Source organism: Sinomicrobium soli, assembly GCF_003285545.1.
Lineage (GTDB): Bacteria > Bacteroidota > Bacteroidia > Flavobacteriales > Flavobacteriaceae > Sinomicrobium.
In genome coordinates, this window is record NZ_QLNV01000004.1 from 68499 (window position 1) to 91574 (window position 23076).

Below are 23076 nucleotides of genomic sequence, written 5' to 3' on the forward strand. Positions count from 1 at the left end.
TTTTACGGTGGTTAATGCTGCTGTTTTGAGGCCACGTATATGGTAGCGACCCCCAGGGTCTGGGGATGATGCCGTACATCTATAAACCCTGTTTTGTTCAAAATATTGTTCAGTTTTTCTCCGTATGGAAATACGGAAGCTGATTCCGAAAGATAGGCATAGGCCGAACGGTCTTTGGAGAACAGTTTTCCGATAAACGGAAGAATGTGCCTGGTATATAATCTGTACCCCTGTTTGTACGGTGTTTTTGAAGGTACGGAGGTTTCCAGGATCACAAAACGCCCCCCCGGTTTCAGTACTCTTAATATTTCACCGAGCCCTTTTTCCAGGTTCTCGAAGTTCCGCACTCCGAAAGCTACGGTGATGGCATCGAAGGTATTATCGGCGAACGGCAGGTTCTCGCTATCCCCCAAAACCATGCTTATGGTGTCCTGAAGCTGCTTTTCCTCCACCTTGCGTTTTCCCACTTCGAGCATACCCGGGGAAATGTCAAGCCCGGTGATCTTCCCGGCCCCGGTCCGGGCGAGGTTGATGGCCAGGTCTCCCGTACCCGTGGCAATATCGAGGATGCTGTCCGGGCGGCATTCTTTGACGATCCGGACCACCTTCTTACGCCATTTGATATCTATTCCGAAGGAAATCACCCGGTTGAGCCCGTCGTATTTTCCCGAAATAGTATCGAACATGCGGGTTACCTGCTCCTTTTTTCCGAGTTCGGAATCTTTATATGGAGTTACATTTTCAGTCATCAGAAAATTTTTGACAAAGATAGGGATATTTTGGAGGACAGGATCACGGAAGTTCGGGAAAGCACAAGCAGTCCTGTGCGGAGCAGGTGTGAATTAAAAAGGCCGGAACGTTTTGTATTCGTATACGAACACTTTTTCCCGGCCTTTTCTTTATAAAAGCAGTAATGTAAATGCTATGTGATTACGAAAGCGCCTCTTTTATCCTGCGCAGCGCTTCCCGGAGTTCTTCCTCCGAAGCCGCATAGGAAATACGGATACAGTTCGGGTTGCCGAAGGCTTCTCCCGTAACGGTGGCCACATTGGCCTGCTCCAGGAGGTACAGGGAAAAGTCGGAAGCATTCTCTATCTTACGGCCTTTCAGTGTTTTACCGAAAAAGGAGGAAATGTTTGGGAATACATAAAAGGCTCCTTCCGGCACATTCACCTGGAAACCATCGATGTCCCGCAGCAGTTCCAGTACGAGATCCCTTCGCTTGTGAAACTCGTCGATCATGTACCGTATTTTGCTTACCGGAGCTTCAAGAGCAGTAATAGTGGCTCTTTGAGCAATACAGTTGGCCCCGCTGGTGATCTGTCCCTGCATCTTGTTACAGGCACGGGCTATCCACGACGGGGCGCCGATATACCCGATACGCCATCCGGTCATGGCAAAAGCCTTGGACACTCCGTTTACGGTTACGGTACGGTCGTACATTCCTGCAATGGCAGCCATGCTCACGTGTCCCCCGGCAAAATTGATGTGTTCGTATATCTCGTCCGATACCACGTAGATCTGCGGGTGTTTCCGCAATACTTCCGCCAGGGCTTCGAGTTCTTCTTCACTGTATACCGAACCGCTGGGATTACAGGGCGAGCTGTACCACAGCATTTTGGTTTTCGGGGTGATGGCAGCTTCGAGCTGCTCCGGGGTCATCTTAAAATCGTTCTCTATGGATGTGGGAACTTCTACCGGAACACCCTCTGCGATCTTTACAATATCCGAATAACTTACCCAGTACGGAGCCGGCAGGATGACCTCGTCTCCGGGATTTATCATGACCAGTGCCACATTGGCCAGGGATTGCTTGGCCCCCGTAGAAACGACGATCTGGTCCGGTTTGTAGGTGAGATCGTTGTCGCGTTTAAACTTGGCAATGACGGCCTCCTTGAGGTCGGCATAGCCGTCTACGGGCGAGTAGCTGTTATAATTGTCATTGATGGCCTGTATGGCGGCTTCCTTGATGAAATCCGGGGTATTGAAGTCCGGTTCTCCGAGGCTCAGTCCTATGATATCCTTTCCTTCGGCCCTCAATTCCCTGGCTTTGGCTGCCATGGCAAGTGTGGCAGAAGTAGACATGTTAAGGATCCTGTCCGATAACTTTTGTTCCATGAGTTGTGTTTTCTCGGTTATTAAAGTTCGTACCGGTAACCCGGTATCATTCAAATATCTGAAATGCGAAATTATGGCTTTTCCCGTAGATTCGTCAGGATAATTTTCCAAATTATAACCTATTGCACCACCTTTAACAATTTTTTTCCTGTTTGTGTATTGAGTATGGCCCCAAGCCCCGTTTTGCTTACTTTTGTGCAAAAGTAATGCGATGTCTTCTTTTGAGGTTATTTTAAAATATTTTCCCGGTCTGTCAGAACGGCAACAGCAACAGTTCAGTCAGCTGGAAGGCCTGTATGCCGACTGGAATGCGAGGATCAATGTGATTTCCAGGAAGGATATAGACGAATTGTATGTACGGCACGTACTTCATTCCCTCGGGATCGCCCGGGTACAGTCTTTCCGCCCCGATGCCTCTGTGCTCGACGTAGGTACGGGAGGTGGTTTTCCCGGTATCCCGCTGGCCATTCTTTTTCCCGATACCCGTTTTTACCTGACGGATGCCATAGGCAAAAAGATCAGGGTAGTGGATGCCGTGGCCACGGTTCTCGACCTGCACAATGTACGGGCAGAGCACGTACGGGCCGAAAAGGTAAAAGAGCGTTTTGACTTTGTGGTAAGCCGCGCCGTGACCAATATGACAGATTTTGTCGGATGGGTACGGAATTCAACGACAAAAGATCACCGGCATGAGCTGAAAAACGGTATATTTTACCTGAAGGGAGGCGATCTTTCCGAAGAGTTAAGCCCTTTCCCGAAAGCAACCGAATACGCCCTGTCTGATTATTTTGAAGAAGATTTTTTTAAAACCAAAAAGGTGGTCCACCTGCCGTTATAATAATATTCCCTGTAGAGACGCATAATCAAGCGTCTCCACATCATGCGTCTCCACAATTATACGCCCCGACAATCATGCGGTTTCCACCACAATCATGTATCCCCATAGGAAATCCCCGTTTTTTTCAGCATCCCCCGCCATCGGTATTTCCGTATAAATTTACCCTGATCAGGGTCTGCCAGGAACGGTACCCTGTTTTTCCGGGCCCTGAAATATCCCCGGACATTGTACAGAAAGGTCTGCCACTGTTTCAGGCGCCATGCCGTTTTAAGCGATGCGATAAGGGTGATCGCGAGGCCGTACCGCAGGGTATACATGGCCTGCCCCTGCAGGAGCCGGGCCTTTTTGGTGTAGGCTTTTCCGGTAGGCCGGAGATGCCTGATAATGAGCCGGTCTGTAGTTTGTACCTTAAACCCGTAGTACCGGGCCAGCAGGGTATCGGCCGTATCCCATCCGATAGCGGCTCTGAGGCCTCCCATTTTTTCAAAGCAGGCCCTTGAATAGGCCTTTACCGGGCCCCTTACATGATTTTTATCCGCCACGGGCTCGTATACCCATTGTCCCCGCTGCTCTATATATACCAGTCCGCCCGCTATCCCGACGGACGGGTCGTTTTTGAATATCATTGCCAGGGTTTCGAAATAGTCCGGGGGAAGTATCACATCCGCATCCATTTTTACGATGATGTCGTACGAGTTGTCGAGTGCCTCCAGGCCCTTGTAAAAGGCCCGGATCACCTTGCCCCCTGGAAGGTGCCCCTCTCCCTGATCATTGAGGTGGAGTGTCCCGGCCCAGGAATGATTTCCGGCAAAGGCGGCGGCAATATCCGCCGTATTGTCGGTGGATGCATCGTTGACAACGACCAGGGCGGCAGGCAGCAGCGTTTGTGCTGCCACGGAAGCCAGTGCCTTTCCGATGAATTTCTCTTCGTTATGGGCGGGTATGACAATGTAGTATTTCAAGATCTTTTCGGCATATGAATGGTTTCCGGTCATGGCAAAGATAAAGATATTGATTTTTTGTTGGGACCAAAGTCATGGTTAGGGGTATTACTTATAGACACGGTTCTTTACTTTAAGTTCTGTAGCACATTTTATTTTCACGAACACTTTTCTCTTAATTACATTGTTTGAATTATCCGTGTCACAGCGGGGCCACACTTCGGCCCCGCTTTTTTTAGCCAACTGGAATTAGTTTAAACAAACCCTAAGTGAGGTTAAGACCCCGGTACCGGGGGGTAAGCCTTTCCGTGTTGTACCATGTATACCGTGCAGGTTACCGTACTGTTTCTTTTAAACCCTACGGATATGACTTTCAGAAAATGTAGGTGCAGATGCCTGTTCTTTAAAAAAAAGATGTCATAAAAGAAGGACTTTATGTATGTTCCGGTGTATTAGTTATAGACGTTCTAATCTATAAAAGATATATCATAATGTGAGGTAGGGAGGATAGTCCGGGAAAGGGAAAAGGATTAAATTATTTTTCTGTCGGAAGCCTTTTCTGTTAATTTATCGCAAATCATCGGGAGGAAAAGCATTATCCCGTAAATTTGACACTTGTCTTGCTGCGGAACACAGGGATCTTTCCGTACAGCTGTATCCGCACTGTTCCCGTTACACCTGTAGCTTTTGTGACGAACCTTGTGTCTTGGTGTCCGGGGTTACACAAAGGGGTGATGGATAATTTAAAAAAATGAATATGAATCGTCATAGAGCCTTGATAGACCTGCTGCTTGAGAAATTCAGGGATAATACCATAACCCGGATGGAATATGAACAGCTTGCCCGTATTGTGAACGACCCGGAAAATGAAGGGGAGATCAAGTACTGGATGAAAGAGCACTGGGATGACCTGGATACGGAAGATACCGGTAGTGAAAGCTGGGATATGGAGAGTTCGTTCGGAGAAGAACTGGACCGCCTTAGAGAAAAAATACGATCGTCAAATGAGGGTAAGGGCAACAATAATAAAGGGCGATGAAAACTCAAGGTCCTATATCCCCGGGTTTTTGTTCATTCTGTGGCCGACCAGGTCGAGAGAGAAAACAGAGGTGACCTCCCATATTTCAAGGATTTCTTTCGAATGCATTTTTACTTCGGGTCGTTCTTTTCCCGGCTTGCCATTCATAATCAGGATCAACTGATCCGGATATGAGGGGTCTTTGATAATTCTGCTGATATAAATTCCTTTCAGATTGCTCACCAATACATAAGTGTTCCCGTCGGTCAGGCCGGAGATATCGGTGCCGAGGTATTCCCCGACGGCAAAATCGCCGTCCTGAAGTATCGGGGCCATCGATGATCCTATCATCTGAAACGCCCGGATGTTATTACCATGGATAAAGGGGAAGTCAAACCGGGGAAGGTTCTCGATAAAACTTTTCCGGTGAAGTTCCATAACGTACTGAAAGCTGGATTCACGGCTTACGACGCGGAAACCCTGCCCGGCGTCTTTTTCCCGTACCGGATCTTTTTTGTCCCCCTGGTCGAAGAAAAGATCATTGATATCGATGTCATGGGTTTTACAAAGTGAAAATACCCGGTGAAAGTCCATGGTATTTCTTTTTTTCCAGGTAGAAATGGTGTTTGGCCTGACATTCAGAATATCAGACAAGGCCGCATTGGTCCGTATATTGAGGCGTTTTTTGAGACGGTCGATTACTTCGGTAACCTCAAACAGCACATCGTCATCTTCATGACCTCCTATGGCTGATACATTTTTCATGGGGTAGTCTTTTGATCTTTATTCGTAGACATTGCTGATCAGGGGTTTTTACAAAATCTATAGTTTGTTAAGATACGATTAAATATTAAATCAAATGTAATGATTTTTATTAAAATCGGAACATGGCATTTTTTTATGGGGTGTTTTGTGTGTTGATTATCATGTTTTTAGATGTTTTTCTGACATAGATACCTGCCCCCGGGAGGTACCGGAAAAAAAGCGGGGAACCGGCATAGAATAAGTTCTAAGGCATTCCTGAATTTATTCTACAGCTTATCGGGAGGCTGTTAACCGGGCAGGCTGTACTTTAGCATCGTGTCCGGAAATAAGGATCTTGATGTTTTTCAGCATCCGTTACGGATCTTTAATGATGGTAAACATCAGGTTGTATGTTGTATGGCTGTACCGGGAAATAGTCCGGAAGAATAAAGGCTGTTGAAAAAAATATCGGTCTTTGACTCCCCTGCAGATATGGCCGGAGCGATCGGGTTCTTGGCGGTATTTCTCCTGGTTCCGGCCTCGGGGAGTTATTGTACCGGATGTTATCAGTGAAATTGCCCTGTATATATTGTTTCTGTTCTTCTTATGTGGGAGTGCTACCGGGTAACGCAGGGCGATAGTGCTTTTGAGTAAAGCAAACGGGTTATCCGGTTCCTTCCCGGTGTTACAGAGAACACCTTTTTAAGTATTAATTTTTCCCCGGCAGCAGGAGTTAGTAGTGTTGTGTACTCCTGTTCCGGGGTTTTTTGCGTTGTTGCGGTAATGCCGGGAGCGCTTTCCGGTAAGCGGTTCCGCATGTCTTAGAATAAGTTCTATATCCCGGTAGAAATAGTTCTACAGTGTTTGTTGTCAATGCTTTGGAAGATGCTTGTACTTTTACGGCTACAAGAGGCAACCCGTTATACAGTTGTATTTTGTAGTAATAAGGGTTAATCAAGTTGTTTAGTAGCTTGCCCGGCAGGTTCTTGTGTTGCTTTGGGTTTACAGGTATGAATTTTCCAGAAGTAAAAGGCCTGCCGGTTTTCTCTTTGGTGTTCTGAACCCGTTGATCGGTTCCCGGTACTCCGTAGTGCGGAGCTGTGGGATATTTGTCCCGATGTAGTTGATCAAGGGATGTTGTAAGACCTCTTTTCTAATACCCCAAACGATGCTTATGAAAAGATCTTTACTGCGTTTTTACAAAAAATATCTCTCTCTGTTGCTGCTGTTGGGCGTGACAGGGCCATGTTTTTCCCAGATAGATACCTTTTCCAGACCCGAACTCCAGTTCAACAGTCCTTGTGCCTCACCGGGGTTCAATGTTTACAGGGTACGGTTTATGTGGGATTATTCCCAGGCTGTGGTTACACCCGACAATGAGTTCATACTTGAGCTTTCCGATGAACACGGTGATTTTTCCGATCCGGTGGAACTGGACAGGGTAAGTGATAAGAATGATGTGTTTGATTTTGAATTCGAATTCGGCTTTCCCGGAAATACTGCGGGAGATGCCTATCGCGTACGGGTAAGAAGTACTGATCCCGTGGCCTATAGCCGGCACAGCGACCCTTTTCCCGCCTATTTCCTTCATGTCAACTCACAGCTTACCATTAATGTCATCGACGGTTTCGTGCAGGGAGAAGTAGTGTTGTGCAGTGGCGGGCAATACGAACTGTCGGTGCATAATTACCCGGGAGAGAGTGCTTATATATGGTACCGCAACGGTGCGGAGATACCCGGGGAGAAAAACGCTTCCCTCGTGGTTACGCAACCGGGAACTTATATGGCCGAAGTCGATTACGGGGAATACTGTTCGCAGAATACCTCTTCCAATATGGTTGCCGTAACCTTGGGAAGCAGCCTGGTCCCGGAGATCAACGGGGGAGCCCCCCTGCTGGAGATCTGCTCTCCCGCCGATGCAATACTGACGGCCGATACAGATAATTCATCCTATACCTATACCTGGTTTAAGGATGGGGTGCAGACCGGTAATTCCGGATATTACCCCGAACTCATCCTTGATGAGCCCGACCCTTCGGGGACCTACAGTCTTAAAATGACCGCTCCCGGGGGGTGTGAAGCCATGTCTGATGAAATAGAAGTCAGTATACCGGATTTTGCGGCAGATATCGCCGCCCCCGGCGAAGTACTGTTGCTCCCGGGAGACACCTATGTGCTTCAAGCTACGACCACGGCAAGCGACCCCGTATATACATGGTACCGGAACAATACTGTCATGAACGGTGAGCACGGGGCTACGCTTACGGTGAACGGGGAAGGGGTTTATAAGGTAAAGATATTGCAGGGCACAGGCTGCCCCATAGAAAAATACTCCGGTGACATTACGGTGTCGGAACCGCAGGGATTCGAAATATCCATATCGGCGGAAGCGGGATATACCCCCTGTGAAGATGATACGGCAACACTGAAGGTTTCCGGGATATGGGCTGTTTCGGGAAGCGGGGCATCCGTCGATGTATTTGAGCAGTACAAGGATATCGTCAACTATCAGTGGTACCGCAACGGAAATTTCCTTGACGGGCGTACGGGCAGTACCATGACCATAGATCAGCCTTCCGATAACGGGGCGTATTCCCTTAAGATGACCTATCTGAGCGATGAGGCCGTTTCGGATGTACTGGAGGTAAGGCTGAAATTGCAGGAAACGGTTTCCATCGAAGCCTCCGATGATATTCTGTGCGGGGGTGCCATTGCCATAAGCATTACTACAGGTACCGGAAATACCGACTATACCTATGCCTGGTATAAGAACGGGGAAAAGATCTCCGAGAATACCGATGCCCTGGACATAGAGGAAGAAGGCCGTTATCGCCTCGGTGTATCTGCCTATGGCTGTACGGTGTTTTCCAATGAGTTGAACATACATCCGTTCGATGAGACCCGTATACAGGTCGACGCTCCGGAACGGATCATCATACCGGAAGGGAGTTCACGGACCGTTACGGCCTCCGGGGGAGATTCGTATCAGTGGTACAACGATCGCGATGAATTGCTGTCCGGTGCCGATTCGGTTACGGTAAGTGCCGAAGGCAGGATACGGCTTTATGCCTATATAGGAAGCTGCGAAATAAGCAGGGAGTTTACCGTGGCTTTTCAGGACTCATATGTTATTCCCAACCTGGTCAGCCCGAATAACGACGGGATCAATGATTTCTGGGTATTGCCCAATATCTACGCCTTTAATCCGGATATAGAGGTAGTGATCTATGCCGCGACGGGGGCAGTGATGCTGCAGACCACTTCCTATCAGAACAACTGGCCGGAATCGTCACTGGCCTATACACAGGGCAAACCGGTATTTTACTATCGCATTCTCAGGGAAGGAAAAGAAGTCATACGCCAGGGAACCATAACCGTAATACGCTAAAACATGAAGCAGAAAGTCATTTCGATGTTTTTAGCGTTATTGTTTTCTCCGTTCTGTACAGGACAGGAAGAAGAACGACCGGGGCCGGTATTGCCCTTTGAGGTTCCGTCCCAGAACCTGTTGAAGTACAATCGCTACCTGGGTAACCCGACCTTTTCGGTCCTTGGGGAAATGCACAATTACGTCAGTTTTCATCACCGGAACCAATGGGCCGATTACGATGATTCTCCCCAGGTATACCTCCTGAGCTATTCGGGAAAGATAAATGACAGGACCGGCTTCGGGCTGGGAGTCTTTCAGCAGCGGCATGGCGTTATCGATAATTTCGGGGTGCTGGCCAATTATTCCAGGCGTATTCAGCTGGCGTACAGTACCTATCTCACTTTCGGGCTCAATATGGCCTATTACCGCAGCGGCATCAACAGGGGAAATGTGTTTTTGCCGGACGAACAGGACCCTGCCCTTCAGTATGCCGAAAACAGCTCTCTTCTGGCCATACACCCCGGGATCAACCTCTCGTTCGGAAGTTTTGACGCAGGAGTGTATGCCGAGAACATGGTCAATGTAAACCTGGCGACCTACAAGTCATATCCGGAGCAGGGAGGAGGAAGAGTGCTGTCTTTTCATCTCATGCACACCCTGAAACTGGACCGGATGTCGGGAGCTTTTGAAAACGGGACCATGGCGATGATGTTGCGGGGAAGGAATGCTGAAGACAGTTTTTACCCGGGAGGCAGCCTTATTGTGGATTTTCCCCGGCTGGGATGGTTACAGGGAGGGTACGACAAGCTCTACGGTGCCGCAGCCGGGATAGGGATCAATCTCACCAGCAGCTTGTCCCTCGGCTATACGGTAGAACAGGGGCTCAGTGAATTTATGGTGAATTTCGGGACCAGTCATGAGTTCGGACTGTCCTATGTGTTCAAACCGCCCGAACCTTCGTATGTGCCGTCGAAACGGAAACGTACGGCTACCGTACCTGTGGTCAGGAAACCGCGGGAACAGCTTCCGGACACTACGGCGGTTGCCATGGCCGGCCCTGTTGCGGATAAGGAGCAGCCATTGCCGGAGAGCGGGGAAGAAAAAGCAGTCGCACCACCCCGGATCGCTGCAGATAGCTTAAAGACGGAGATAGCTGTAACCCCACCCGCGGAGCCCTTGCCGGAAGAAGTGCGCATTACTGAAGAAGAGGAGCAGGCTGAAGCACCTCCGCTTACGGAGCCCGAAGCTGTGGCGGCCGTTACGGATACCCTTGTGAAGGAGGAGCAGGAACCGCCGGTACCTGTTGTTCCGAGGCACGCACCGGATATCGAGGATATGCTCTTTACGGCTGCCGCCAAACAGGAAAACATAAGGGCACAGACCGCCTCTCTGCTCAAGGTGGACGACGGCTATTACATTATTGCCAACGTCTTTAAAAATGAAGCTAACCTGAAAAAATATATCGGGGAACTGAAGGAAAAGGGATGGGAGGCCGATTCTTTCAAAAACCCGGAAAACGAGCTCAACTATGTGTATGTCAAGAGATATGATTCCTGGGAAGAAGCCATAAACCAGCGGAAAAAACACGCCAGGGAATTAAAGAATAATGCCGTATGGGTATTCCGGGTGCGAAATGCGGACAGCCTGGTGGCACAGCTGGAAAGCACGGGTCCGGTGGCCGGGATATTGACCGATAAAACGGGAAGAGGAAGAAACGAGGCGGTAACCGCTCCCGAAAACGAAAACACGGGAAGGGGAAATGCGCTGAATCTTCCCCTGGCCGGGGGAGATATCACATCTTCCGTAAGGAATACCTATATCCCCGTGGATATTATCGAGTCGGTACCCATATTTCCGGGATGCGAAGACCTGCGGAACAACGAAGAGCGGAAAGCCTGCCTGGCCAACGGTATAGACAAGGTCATACAGCGAAGGTTCCGCGCGTCGGTAGCAACCGGGCTGGGACTGTCCGGGATTCAGGGGGTCTACGTGGAATTTAAGGTAGGAACAGACGGCGAAGTGGATGTAATGCGTATACGGGCACCCCACCGCAGACTGGAAGAAGAGGCCCGCAGGGTCATAGGGCATATCCCGAAAATGATCCCCGGAAGGCAGGGAAATACCCCTGTGGATGTAATGTATTCAAAAGCGATAATCATAAAACTGGAATAACAGATGAAGCCCCGAGATGAACACAGAGAAACATACCCCGGATCTCCTATAGCCGTATCCCGGCGAAATGGCCCCGAAAAAAGCACGACGGGTCCGGGAATAACTACAAAAAGTTATGATATGAAACATAATCCTGCTTTTAAGGCCGTGCTTATATTTATGGCCTTTCTGCTGACATTCGGGCTGCAGGCCCAGGTGTTCCGGCCGTTCCAGAAAAAATACGAGACCAGGGTAAGGGGAAATATGACCATGATCTCCAATAATATATTAAACAGGTATAATTGGAACAGGGATACTGAAGACCCATATAATGGTGATGAGTATAATGATGATCTGGAGATGCGGTATATCAATATCGATTCCGACGGGTCTACCTTTAGCTCCAGCAGCGCTACGCTCTCCATTTCAGACAGCGACGGGTGCTATAAGATATTGTATGCCGCCCTGTACTGGTCAGGGACTTATCCTTTTGAAGATAAGGATCATACCAATGTAAGGCATGCGATCGACGAGGTAAAGCTTAAACTTCCCGGAGAATCGGTATACCGGGATATTGAAGGAGAGGTTATTTTCGACGGGTATACCTCAGGCAATTCATCGGTAACTTCAAATAGTCCTTATGCCTGTTATGCCGATATTACCTCCTATATCACCTCGCTTTCCGATGCGGAAGGGGAATATACTGTGGCTAATGTACGTGCCGCAGAAGGGCAATACAAAGGATTTAATAATTTTACTGGAGGCAGTTCGGCAGGGTGGACCATCTTCCTGGTTTATGAAGACCTGTCACTTCCCGCACGGTTCATCACTTCTTTCGATGGTTTTTCCTGGGTGCGGGATCAGCAGTCCGTAGATGTCCCGGTTTCGGGGTTCCGGACTAATCCTACCGGGCAGGTCAGAGCAGACCTGATGACCATTGCCCTCGAGGGAGACCAGGAACTGGCGGGAGATAGTTTTTACCTGAATTCAGATCACGGTTATCACCAGGTTTCCGATAATATAAATCCAGGGGGTAATTATTTCAACAGTAAGATATCCAAAGACGGTCAGCAATTCACAGACAGGATTCCAAATAGCCGGAACACCCTGGGGTATGATGCGAATATCGTAAGGACGACGAATTTCCTTAACAATGATGAGACGGATGCCATACTCAGGTTTAATACGGATGGAGATTCCTACTATCCCTTTTTTACGGCCTTTAGTGCGGAGATCGTCATGCCGGATATACGGATGGTAAAATCGATCCGGAATGAGGTGGGGGCCGATATTTCCAACCAGGAAGTGGCCCTGGGCTCCAAGATATACTACCATATAGACTTTGAAAATATCGGGAACGACCACGCCAGTGATTTTACGATAAGGGACCTGCTTCCCGTAAATGCCCGGGCCGATGTGGCCGTGGAAGATCTCAGTGACGGTATCAGCTACCAGCACGACGAGGAAAGCGGCGAACTGCTGTTTACCATTGAGGACACAGACGGGGAGTTTAAGGCAGGGGCCGAAGGACGTATCGTTATTTCGGTAAGTGTGGAGGTGGATTGTGACAATTATACGGCGGCCTGTTCCCATATCATAAGAAACCAGGCTTTTGCGACCTATACGGGGGTGGAGAGCGGTATGGTGATTACCGAAGACCCCAGCCTCAGCGGGGTGGATGCGTGTAATATGGGCGAACAGGTGCCGGTGAATTTCCTGGCCGATACGGCTACCTGTACCTATGAACGGGAGGAGATCCTGTGTTCCGGACAGCTGGAACTTGTTGCCGGAGACGGTTTTGCTTCCTATACGTGGACCAATAGTGCGGGGAACGTGATCGGGAATACACAGACCGTCACGGTCAATGCCCCCGGGGTATATACGGTCTTTAAAGAGGCGACCGATGAGTCGTCATGCCCCGATATGGAAGAGACCATTACGGTGGTACTGCACGGGGACGTACAGGAAAATCCGCTGCTGGATGTGGCCGATGAGGTGCAAACCTGTACTGACGACGGGAGCCTGCTTCCCAAATTCTTTCTTTGCGGAGCGGGGGAAAGAAGGGAGGTAACGACCAATCTCGATGGCGCAACATCCATTGTATGGGAAAAACTGGAAGAGAACGGCGCCTGCGGTACGGCCGACAGGGATGCCGTATGTGCCAACAGAAGCTCGTCCTGTACCTGGCAGACCGTAGCGGAATGGAACAGGAATACCGATGGAGGGAACGGCAGTACCTACGGAATAGGGGAGCACGGAAGCGGACAATACAGAATGGTGGTCACTTATTCGGGTGGATGTTTTTCACGCTTTTACTTTAACGTATATACCAACGACCTGGCCCCCACGCTGTACAAGGAAGACATACTGTGCGGTGATCCCGGGATGTTAAGGGTGGAGATTGTTTCCAGCGACTATGAGTACAGGTGGTTCCGGTCCGGAACTGCTCTCGGCGACTGGACAGACGATAATTTTTATGCACCTGCACCTGCCGAAGGAGGATTGTACCGGGTGGAGATCCGCCAGAAAGATGTGGAGGGGGGCTGTATTTTCGAACTGGAAGCGACTGTCCTGGAAAAGGATATGGAAGTAGAGGTCACCACAACCCCGATATCCCCGAATTGTGTAGGGGGAGCGGGAAGTATCCGTGTAAGGGTCTCGGGGGTAAACGGGAACTATACCTACAGGTTGTTTTCCAGCCCTACCGGAGGCACCGTTCTGGATGAAACAGGTCCCTCACCGAACAGCAGTTATTACTATGAGGTTGAATCACCCGCAACGTATTATATCGAGGTAACCGCCGAGAACGGAAATTGTACTTTCGATCAGGAAGTCGTTGTGGAAGGGCTTGATGAACTCGATCTGCAGGCACACGTGGAGCAACATATATCCTGTAGCCAAGGGATGATCCGCCTTACGGCCTCAGGGGGCTCCGCTCCCTATTTTTACGCGATTACGGAAATTAACGGGGCTGCTCAAAACCCGGTATATCCCGACAATTACCAGCCGGATCCCGATTTTTACCTGGAGGACGGGGGGATATACAGGTTTGAAGTGGTGGATGACAATGGTTGCCCGGCCTGGTCCGGTACGGTAGAACTGGAAGAGTTTTCTCCCCTACCGTATACCGTATCCCCACATGATGTAAGCTGCTTCGGGGCCGACGACGGGAGGATCGGGATAAACTACACACCCGATAATTTCTTTACCTTGTCTTACCTGTTGCAGGACGGGAATGGCGATGACGTTACCGGAATGTACCTTTCCGGGGATAGTTTTGAAGACCTTCCCCCGGGAGATTATACCCTTACGGTAACCCAGTCGAGGAATGGCAGCAGCTGTGATCCGGAAGTACACGAGGTTACCATAACAGCACCCGATACGCCCCTGACGGCAAGTTCGGAGATCAATGAGGCCGTGGACTGCGACCCGGTAGCGGGCGGACAAAGCAGGATAGTTCACCCGGAAGGAGGAACCCCGCCCTACGAATACAGTTTTGACGGAGGGGTAAACTACGGCAGTAACAACGAAGGATATTTATTGCCCGGCAATCACCATCTGCATGTCCGCGATGACAACGGTTGTGTATATACGATGGAAGTAAACGTGCCGGAACCGCTTACCCCGCCCGGAGCTTCGGTGGTGGTGGGCGACTATGATTGTGAGGGAAATGCGGAGGCCACGGTGCAACTGACGGGCCAGGACCCCGGTTATCTGTACTGGTATGAGATCGACGGGGTGCTCAACGTTCCCGACAGTACCTCAAATGTTTTTAGCGGGGTAGGCCCCGGCGATCATACGGTTACGGTGAATTACGCCACCGATCCCCTGCTGCCCGGACAATGTCCCGGAAGCATTTCGCTTCCCCTGAGTATTGATTACAACAGGAGCTTTTCTGCAGGGATCACCAATGTACGACCCGTATCCTGCCATGATGCTACGACTACGAGGGTAGATTTCTTCGTCCGGAACTACGATACGGCCACGGGCTTTGAGTACAGTATTGACGGGGGCACTACCTGGCTGTCTGCCACATCGTCTCCGGTAAGTGTAAACAACGTGCCCGTAGATACCGCCGCCGGGGAAGTATCGCTGTTGGTGCGTTATGCCGGGAACGAATGCGAACTGCACCTTTCCGAAGCTGTGGAGATCCCCGATCCTGTTACGGCAAGTTTCTCGGTGATAGAGGAGGCTACCTGTAATACCGGTGCGGGGATCAGGGTAACTGCATCGGGAGGTGTTGCTCCATACGAGTTCAGAAGGGCGGCGGGAAGCTGGTCCGAACCCGGTGCTTCTGCAGAATTTTACAACATGCCTGCAGGGATACATCCTATAGAAGTAAGGGATGTCAATGGCTGTACATCTGTTATAGATGTAGCTATAGACGCACCCCTGCCCCTGACATTTGAAACAGAACCGCTGACGTGCTATGCGGGAGACAGCAATGGCCGTATCACGGTAAATGTCACCGGGGGAAATGGCAATTACCGCTTTCGTATCAATACGGGAGAGTGGCGGTCGCCGGTGCCCGCAGACGGGGTGTCGTATGAATTTACGGGGCTGACCTCCGGAAGTTATATCATACAGGTGGAAGATGGTTCGGGATGCCGGGAGACTTCCGGGAATATCATCATTCACGAGGAACTGACCGCAACGGTGAATGCCGTTGACATAAACTGCGCACCGGGAAGTATAGGGGTAACGCCTTCAGGAGGGGCCGGGGGGTATATATATGCCTTTGTCCCGGCAGGGAGCGTGGTGTCTGATACCGATTTTTCTACCGATGCTTCCTACCCGGTAAACCCCGGGGCGGATGGCGATTACGATATATATGTAAGGGATAACAACGGAGCCGCCGGGTTCTGCGAGTATTCCGAAACCGTTACCATAGCCCGGGCCCCGGTTCTGGCTATCACAGCCGATGCCGATTCTCCGCAGTGTTACGGAGAAACCGGAGCTGTAGAGGTCCGGATCACTTCGGGAGAAGGTCCTTTTGATATTGTTGTTTCGGATGAGCACGGAGATCCCGTAAGTGAAAGTGAAAATTTTATAGGAACGGTCAGGAAATTTACCAATATTCCCGGAGGGGCCTATACTGTTGGTGTTACCGACCGGTACGGATGTGTGGAGGAACTTGCCGTGACTGTAAATGAGCCGGACGAACTTACTGCTACGCTCGTACCTGTACTTCCCGAAGATTGCGACGAGACCGACCCCGCATTTTACGGGATGGAGTTCAGGGATGTTCCCAATTATCCCGGGCTTACGGTGGAGTTTAGCGTAGACAACGGCCTGAACTGGACCGATGTCCCGGTAATAACGGGTTATGCTTCGGGGACTGTGCTGTATCCTTCCATGCGAACCGTAGACGCGTCCGGGAACACCGTCTGCAGAATGGATTTCGAAGACCCTTTTACAGTGCCCTATCCTCCCATGAGCCTGGTTATCAGTGCCGAAGCAGAACTGAACGGTTGTGATTTTCAGGTTACCGTAGAGGGAGAAGACGGAATACCTCCTTATGAGTTCTCGATGGCGGAAGGTGGTGGAGATCCCGTAAGCTGGGTTTCGACGGGATCGGATACTTATGTGTTTACCGGTTTGCTGCCCGGAAAAACCTACGCTTTTTACGTGCGGGATGCCACGGGTTGTGTACGGGTGAACGACGTGGATATCTATGACGAATTCGATATTGTGGATACACAGATCTCCTATAGCCGTATCCCGGCGTGTTTCGGTGAAAGCAACGGCAGTATTGCCTTTGAGATAAGTGACGGTGACGGAAGCCATGAAACCCGTATCCGGTGGGAGCTGTTCGACACGGATGATAACCCTGTCCGGGATAGCGGAGGGGCTGTTGCATACACTCCTCCCATGACCCTGAATGTGGAAAACCTTGCTCCGGGAGAATATTACCTGCTGGTAACCCAGGTAGACAATGCCGGCGATGATGCCTGTTACGGCGCCAGTGAGAATGTACTGATCCGCGAGGCTGCAGAGATCACCATCCGGGAAACCCGTAGCGGTGATATCAATTGTAATAACCCGGGATATGTGGAGGTCCAGGGAGCTACCGGCGGATGGGGCGGATATACCTACAGGGTAAGCGGCGCCAACCTGTCGGAGACCATAAGCAGTACGGAAAATATCATACAGATCCCTTATGACAAGGTCATCAACCCTTCCGACCCCGTCAGTGTGGATATTGAGATCGAAGACCAGTACGGATGTAGTGCGCTCGTAGCCACCGAGGTACTGTCTGTGGCGCAACACCCGGTGATCGCCGCGGTGGTCACCGACAATTGCCAGAGGCCCTTCGGAATGGAAATACAGGCTGTAAACGGCTCGGGAAGCTACAGTTACTCTATCGACGGGGGAGCTACCTATATAGGTAACGGGGGACATTTTGAAAACCTGGCCCCGGGAACATACCAGGTACAGGTTATAGACAGCAATGGTTGTGTGTCTGCCCCGGAGACCGTAGAGATATATCCGGCCTTCGAAGCCGCTGTAGAGCCGGTGAAACCCCTGGATTGTTCCGATGACGACCCGGATGCGCGGATCACCATTACCGCCTCCGGGGGCTCGGGGAATTACGAATACGAAATTACCGGCGATGCCACCGTTCCCAGAACGTCATTGCCGTCGGTCCCCTTTACTTTTTCGGTGGCAGCGGAAGGCGATTATACGGTACATGTATATGATGTAAAACCGGGTACGGGAAGCTGGACTTCAACGGCCTGTGATGTGAGCACGGATATACATATAGCGGCCCCGAAACTTCCGGAAGTCATTGCCGCAACCACCGATGTAAGCTGTTATGCCGCCAACGACGGTACGATACGGCTTACGGAGACCGATAACGGAATACTGCCGCTCAGTTATATTCTGAATCCCATGCCTGCCGGCGCATCACCGATGGCCGACGGAAAAGGGTTTGAAAACCTCCCCCCGGGGAATTACAGTATTCGTGCTACGGGAACAAATGATTGTGTTGTTGAGATCACCGATATTATCATTCAACAGCCGGCAGCCATTGCCGTGCCGCCTGCGGCTATTGCGGTAACTCCTTTCTCCTGCAGTTCGGGGAACAGTCCCGGAGAGGCCGTGGTCCATATCGATGTCGCACAGATCAGCGGAGGGAGCGGGACTTATGTCAACTATGAATTCATACAGCAGCCCGGAGGTGTTGTAGTGGGGTCTGGAACTTCGGCTACCCTTACCTGGGCAGATCATTCCGGGGGTCAGTTTACGGTAAATGTCTATGACGATGAAGGATGTGCAGGGACACAGGATTTTGAGATAGCACCCTTTGACCGTCTTGAGGATGCCTGGGTTGTGGCTACCGATGCCGATTGCAATATGGGAGCAACCGTTTCGCCCCGGGCCATTACCACTGCAGGAAACCTGGGCAGGATAGAATGGAGCCTCGACGACGGAGACAGCAACCCGGACAATAACAGCTGGATGGGCTATGGAGATAATATCACCGACCTGCCGCCGGGGGCCTATGTTTTTCTTATAAGGCACCGGGATACGGGATGTATGCTTTCCGTACACCACAGTGTCCCCGAGCCGGAAAAATTCGGGATCGATGTCAGGGTGCTGAACGACGTGATATGCCCGGGTACCGAATCGGGCAGGGTGGCTTTTGAAATGACGGAGACTTCGTATTCCGGAATATTTGAATGGGAGATATTTAATGCCGGCGACGATACGTCCACCGGGATCAGCGGGACACATGATTCGGATAACGGGGAAACTCCTGCGGTAAGTGTGGGAGGAGGAAGTTTTTACGTGATGATCCGGCAGCAGGATGCCCCGTATTGTTCGGTCCGGAAAGCCTTTGGCCTGGCAGAGCCCCCTGGAGGGGATATCGCTGCCGAAACTACGGTAAATATAACCCGTATTACCTGTGATGAGCCTACGGGAAGCGTGCATATACTGGCCTCGGGAGGGTGGGGCGGATACCGCTATTACCTGGCCCCGGTATGGCAGGCGGCCCCGGCAGAAAGTGATTTTACCGATCAGCGTCATTATACCGGACTGTCCCCGGATACGTACCAGTTGTGGATAAGGGATACGGGCGGATGTGTGGTCCGTCTCGATAATGTGGAGCTCTCATCCCCCGACCCCATCCATGCCGATATTGCCGTAAACCCGGGAACGGAACTGGAATGTATCGGCGACTTTACCGCGGAGGTCATTGCACAGAACATCACGGGCGGATCGGGCAATTATCAGTTCCGCCTGAACTATCATCATCCCGACGGGACCATAGACCAGACTACGGATGGCGGGCCTTCCCTGTCGTTCCCCGGACTCGGGGCCGGGATGTATTCCATTACCGTGGAAGACGACTGGGGCTGTTCGTACAGTACGGGAACGGTGACCGTCACCGAACCGCCTGCCGTGACAGCGTCTGTTGGAATGGTCCGGAGCCTGGGCTGTACCGAAGATGCACTTGTTGAGATCTCGGTATCGGGTGGCCGGGGAGGCCCCTATGTGTATAGTGAAAACTATGGCGGGCCCTATGTTCCGGTAAGTGATTTCGAGGCAGGGCCGGGGACTTATGCCTTTTATGTCAGGGAAGATGGCAGTAGTTGTGAACCGGTACGGACCAACGAACTTACCATATCGCCGATCCCCGCCCTTACCATAAGCCTCGACCTTACGGCAGCATCGGTGAATTGCAACGGGCAGCATACGGCTGTTATACGGGCTGCTGCCGGGGGAGGACGGGGAAATTATTCCTACGTTCTTCTGGATGAGCACGGAGATGAAATAAGCGGCAGCAGGAACAGCACGGGCAGCTTTACCGGTATAGCCGCCGGGAATTATTACGTACGGGTAGACAGCGAGGATTGCTCGGAGGTATCCGGAGCCATCGAAGTAGAAGAACCCGATCCTTTAAGTGTGGCTGTGGACAAGGAGGATGTGTTGTGTTACGGAGGGAACAACGGAAGCATTACGATAATGGCTACCGGGGGTACGGGAGGAATGAAATACGCCATCTCTACCAATCCCAAACAGTTTGATGCTTCCGGGGAGTTCGACGGTCTTACGGCCGGGACTTATACCGTGATCGCCCAGGACAGCTCCGGGTGTTTCGAGCAGGTGGAAGTTACTATTGACGAGCCCGATGCCCCCTTGTCCGTAACCCTTGGCCATACCGCCGAGATTTGTGAGGGAGACGAGAACGGCACCATTACCGTTTCCGTTTCGGGAGGTACGGGGCCGTATTATACCAGTCTTAACAACAGAAGCTCATTTGCAGAGGGGGTGATGTATTACGACGCTCTTGCGGGAGGAAGAAATCACGCGGTATATGTCAGGGATGCCAACGGCTGTGAAACCAGTGCAGTGGTGTTTGTCGAAGCGGGAGTGCAGGTAGCGCCTTCGGTAGCGATTAGTTATGGTTACTGCAGTAACAGTTCTTTTGTCAATGAAGTGGAGGTGAGCATCGCTGATCCGGCTGAAGTGGGCAGGGTGCGTTATTCCCTGGACGGCGGGGCACCGGTGACCGGGAATGTCTTTGCCGATCTCGCACCGGGAACACATACCGTAGAGGTCATTCACAATAACGGTTGCCGGAGGAGCACGGATTTTGAGATCGTGGAGCAGGATATCCTGAACGACCTTCGGGTTACGGCACTTACGGATGTAGTGTGTTATGGTGAAGCTACGGGAAGCGTTACGGTACAGGCTTCGGGAGGCCAGGGCGTGGTACGGTACGCGATACAGGGCAAGGGGGGATTTCAGACCTCTGGTGTATTCGACGACCTCGAAGCGGGGAATTATACGGTGGTAGCCCGTGATGAAAGAGGTTGTGAACTGAGTGTTGATATCGTTATTTCCCAGCCTGCCCCCCTGAATGTACAGTTGCTCCATATCCGGGATGAGGTCTGTGCCGGCGATCGCGATGCCGAAGTGTCGGTCAGTGTTTCGGGAGGAACGCCACCCTATGCCAGCAGCCTGAACAACAGGAGTGATTTTGTAAACGGGCGGTTTGATTTTTCCGGGCTTTCCGGGGAAGAGGACAATGTGATCTACATCAGGGATGCTGCCGGTTGTGAATACGTGTACGAGGTGCCGCTTGCCGCCCCGGTAAATATGGCCCCCGTAGTGCATATCCGTTATGAATGTGAAGGTGTGCAGGCCGGTAATCAGGTTACGGTAGAAGTAGATCCCGCAGTGTCCGGGCAGGTCATGTACAGCCTGGACGGGGCCCCGTCGCAACTGGAGAACAGTTATGCCGGGCTTGAGCCGGGAGAACATATGATGGAGGTCACCCATGCCAACGGATGTGTGCAGCACATATCGTTCCGCGTAGAGGATATTGCTCCCCTGCAACTCCGCCTCGAAGTGAACAGGCTGAACGAGATCACGGCTGTGGTTTCCGGGGGTACGGCCCCCTATCACTATGCTGTGAACGGCAACAGCCTGGGAGAAAGGAACACCTACAGGGTAAATCACTCCGCAAACTATACGGTATCCGTGACCGATGCCAACGGCTGTACGCTCTCTTCGGATATCGCGATGGATTTTGTGGATATAGAGATCCCGAATGTGTTTACACCGAACGGTGACGGCTATGAAGACACCTGGAAGATAAAGAATGCCGAAGCATACCCCGACATGAAGGTAATCATATACGACCGTTACGGAAGGGAACTCGTGAAACTCCCTCCGGGTGCCGGCTGGGACGGGATCTATAAGGGTAGTCTCCTGCCTACGGGCGATTACTGGTATACCCTGAAACTGAACGGAGAGAACGACAACAGGGAATTTGTAGGACACTTTACCCTGTACAGGTAAGATATGAATATGCTGTAGGTACATGCCCCCCGTAATACCGGGGAGGTGTGCCCGGCAGGAGTTAAAAAGCAGCTTTGTACCCCAAAAAGGAAGCCAATGAAAATAAGATTAAGTTTACTCGCCGTTTTTTGTATGATGGAGTTTTATGCACAGGAGCTTACACTCCCGGTGTATACCCAGTACCTGGGCGACAGCGAATTCCTGATCTCTCCTACCTATGCCGGCATAGGGGAATATATCAGGGTGAGGGCCAATGGCGTTGCGCAATGGGTAGGCATAGAAGATGCCCCGGCCACACAGTCGCTGGCCGGAGATGTCCGCCTGGGAATGAGATCGGGTGTAGGGATCACGTTCTTTAATGACAGGAACGGCTATACCCGCCAGTACGGGGGCAGGCTTTCCTATGCCCATCATCTCACCCTCGATGCCTATGAGAACAATTTCCTGTCGTTCGGCCTCTCCTATAACTTCAACCAGTTCAAGATCGATATTTCGGAATTTGACCCTGCCGATCCCGGGATCAATGGCGACCGCCTGGTGAATAATCACAACTTCGACGTAGGGGTGCTGTACCGGTACAGGAGGTTTTACCTGAGCCTTAACGCTGCCAACCTGCTGAATAAGGATACAGATCAGTTTACGGTAACGGAGCCCGGAGTGCTTCGCAATTACTACGTGTATGCCGGGTATCGTTTCAGGAAGCACAAGAGAAGCGAGTTTGAAGTAGAGCCTTCGGTCTATTTCCAGATCTTTGAGCACGACGGCCGTTCGAGTACGGACCTCAATATAAAGTTCCGGAAATACGACTTCGAGGATTATTACTGGGCCGGGATTTCGTATCGCTTTCTGAACGACCAGGTACTGGACCCTCTCAATATCGGCCCTATGGCAGGAGTGAAGATAAGCAATTTCTATGCGGCCTATTCCTATCAGGTGGCCCTTAATTCCATTTTCGGATACAACAGCGGTACGCATATGATTACCCTCGGAATAGATATTTTCCAGGGGATCGGAGAGTGTAAATGTACCCTCAATACCGGAGGATGGTAGGCGCTTGTTCAAACAAGCGCTAAACCGGATT

At 51.0% G+C, this 23076-nt stretch carries 10 protein-coding genes; 6 read left to right on the forward strand and 4 right to left on the reverse strand.

Going from position 1 to position 23076, the window contains the following annotated elements; all coding sequences use genetic code 11:
- Positions 1–11 precede the first annotated feature (11 nt).
- Both ubiE and DN748_RS05975 read right to left on the reverse strand, forming a co-directional pair.
- Complete coding sequence (ubiE, locus tag DN748_RS05970) at positions 12–749, reverse strand: bifunctional demethylmenaquinone methyltransferase/2-methoxy-6-polyprenyl-1,4-benzoquinol methylase UbiE (protein ID WP_112370877.1); 738 nt, start codon at positions 747–749, stop codon at positions 12–14.
- Between the two features lie 181 nt (positions 750–930).
- The gene (locus tag DN748_RS05975; protein WP_112371142.1) at positions 931–2118 is read right to left on the reverse strand and encodes a pyridoxal phosphate-dependent aminotransferase; all 1188 of its coding nucleotides are present in this window, start codon (positions 2116–2118) and stop codon (positions 931–933) included.
- A gap of 211 nt (positions 2119–2329) precedes the next feature.
- Here DN748_RS05975 and rsmG point away from each other — a divergent pair, with 211 nt between their 5' ends.
- Positions 2330–2956, forward strand: a complete 627-nt coding sequence (gene rsmG, locus DN748_RS05980) for a 16S rRNA (guanine(527)-N(7))-methyltransferase RsmG (protein WP_112370878.1) — start codon at positions 2330–2332, stop codon at positions 2954–2956.
- 92 nt (positions 2957–3048) lie between these two features.
- Here the strand turns inward: rsmG and DN748_RS05985 are convergent, their stop codons facing one another.
- Positions 3049–3951, reverse strand: coding sequence for a glycosyltransferase family 2 protein (locus tag DN748_RS05985; RefSeq protein ID WP_236636802.1), 903 nt, complete (start codon positions 3949–3951; stop codon positions 3049–3051).
- A 703-nt stretch (positions 3952–4654) separates the two neighbouring features.
- Here DN748_RS05985 and DN748_RS05990 point away from each other — a divergent pair.
- Positions 4655–4936, forward strand: a complete 282-nt coding sequence (locus DN748_RS05990; RefSeq protein WP_146746565.1) for a hypothetical protein — start codon at positions 4655–4657, stop codon at positions 4934–4936.
- A 12-nt stretch (positions 4937–4948) separates the two neighbouring features.
- Here DN748_RS05990 and DN748_RS05995 read toward each other — a convergent pair whose 3' ends face one another.
- Positions 4949–5680 carry a LexA family transcriptional regulator gene (locus DN748_RS05995; protein WP_112370880.1) on the reverse strand — a complete coding sequence of 244 codons (732 nt, stop codon included), beginning with the start codon at positions 5678–5680 and terminating at the stop codon, positions 4949–4951.
- Between the two features lie 1153 nt (positions 5681–6833).
- Between DN748_RS05995 and DN748_RS06000 the strand changes: the two genes are divergently transcribed.
- From DN748_RS06000 to DN748_RS06015, 4 genes are all read left to right on the forward strand, one after another.
- Positions 6834–9047 carry a T9SS type B sorting domain-containing protein gene (locus tag DN748_RS06000; protein ID WP_161554487.1) on the forward strand — a complete coding sequence of 738 codons (2214 nt, stop codon included), beginning with the start codon at positions 6834–6836 and terminating at the stop codon, positions 9045–9047.
- A 3-nt stretch (positions 9048–9050) separates the two neighbouring features.
- A complete protein-coding gene (locus DN748_RS06005) occupies positions 9051–11201 on the forward strand; it encodes a PorP/SprF family type IX secretion system membrane protein (RefSeq protein WP_112370882.1) in 2151 nt (716 codons plus the stop codon).
- 120 nt (positions 11202–11321) lie between these two features.
- The gene (locus DN748_RS06010) at positions 11322–21995 is read left to right on the forward strand and encodes a T9SS type B sorting domain-containing protein (protein WP_161554488.1); all 10674 of its coding nucleotides are present in this window, start codon (positions 11322–11324) and stop codon (positions 21993–21995) included.
- Between the two features lie 96 nt (positions 21996–22091).
- Positions 22092–23045, forward strand: coding sequence for a PorP/SprF family type IX secretion system membrane protein (locus DN748_RS06015; protein WP_112370884.1), 954 nt, complete (start codon positions 22092–22094; stop codon positions 23043–23045).
- Positions 23046–23076: the final 31 nt, after the last annotated feature.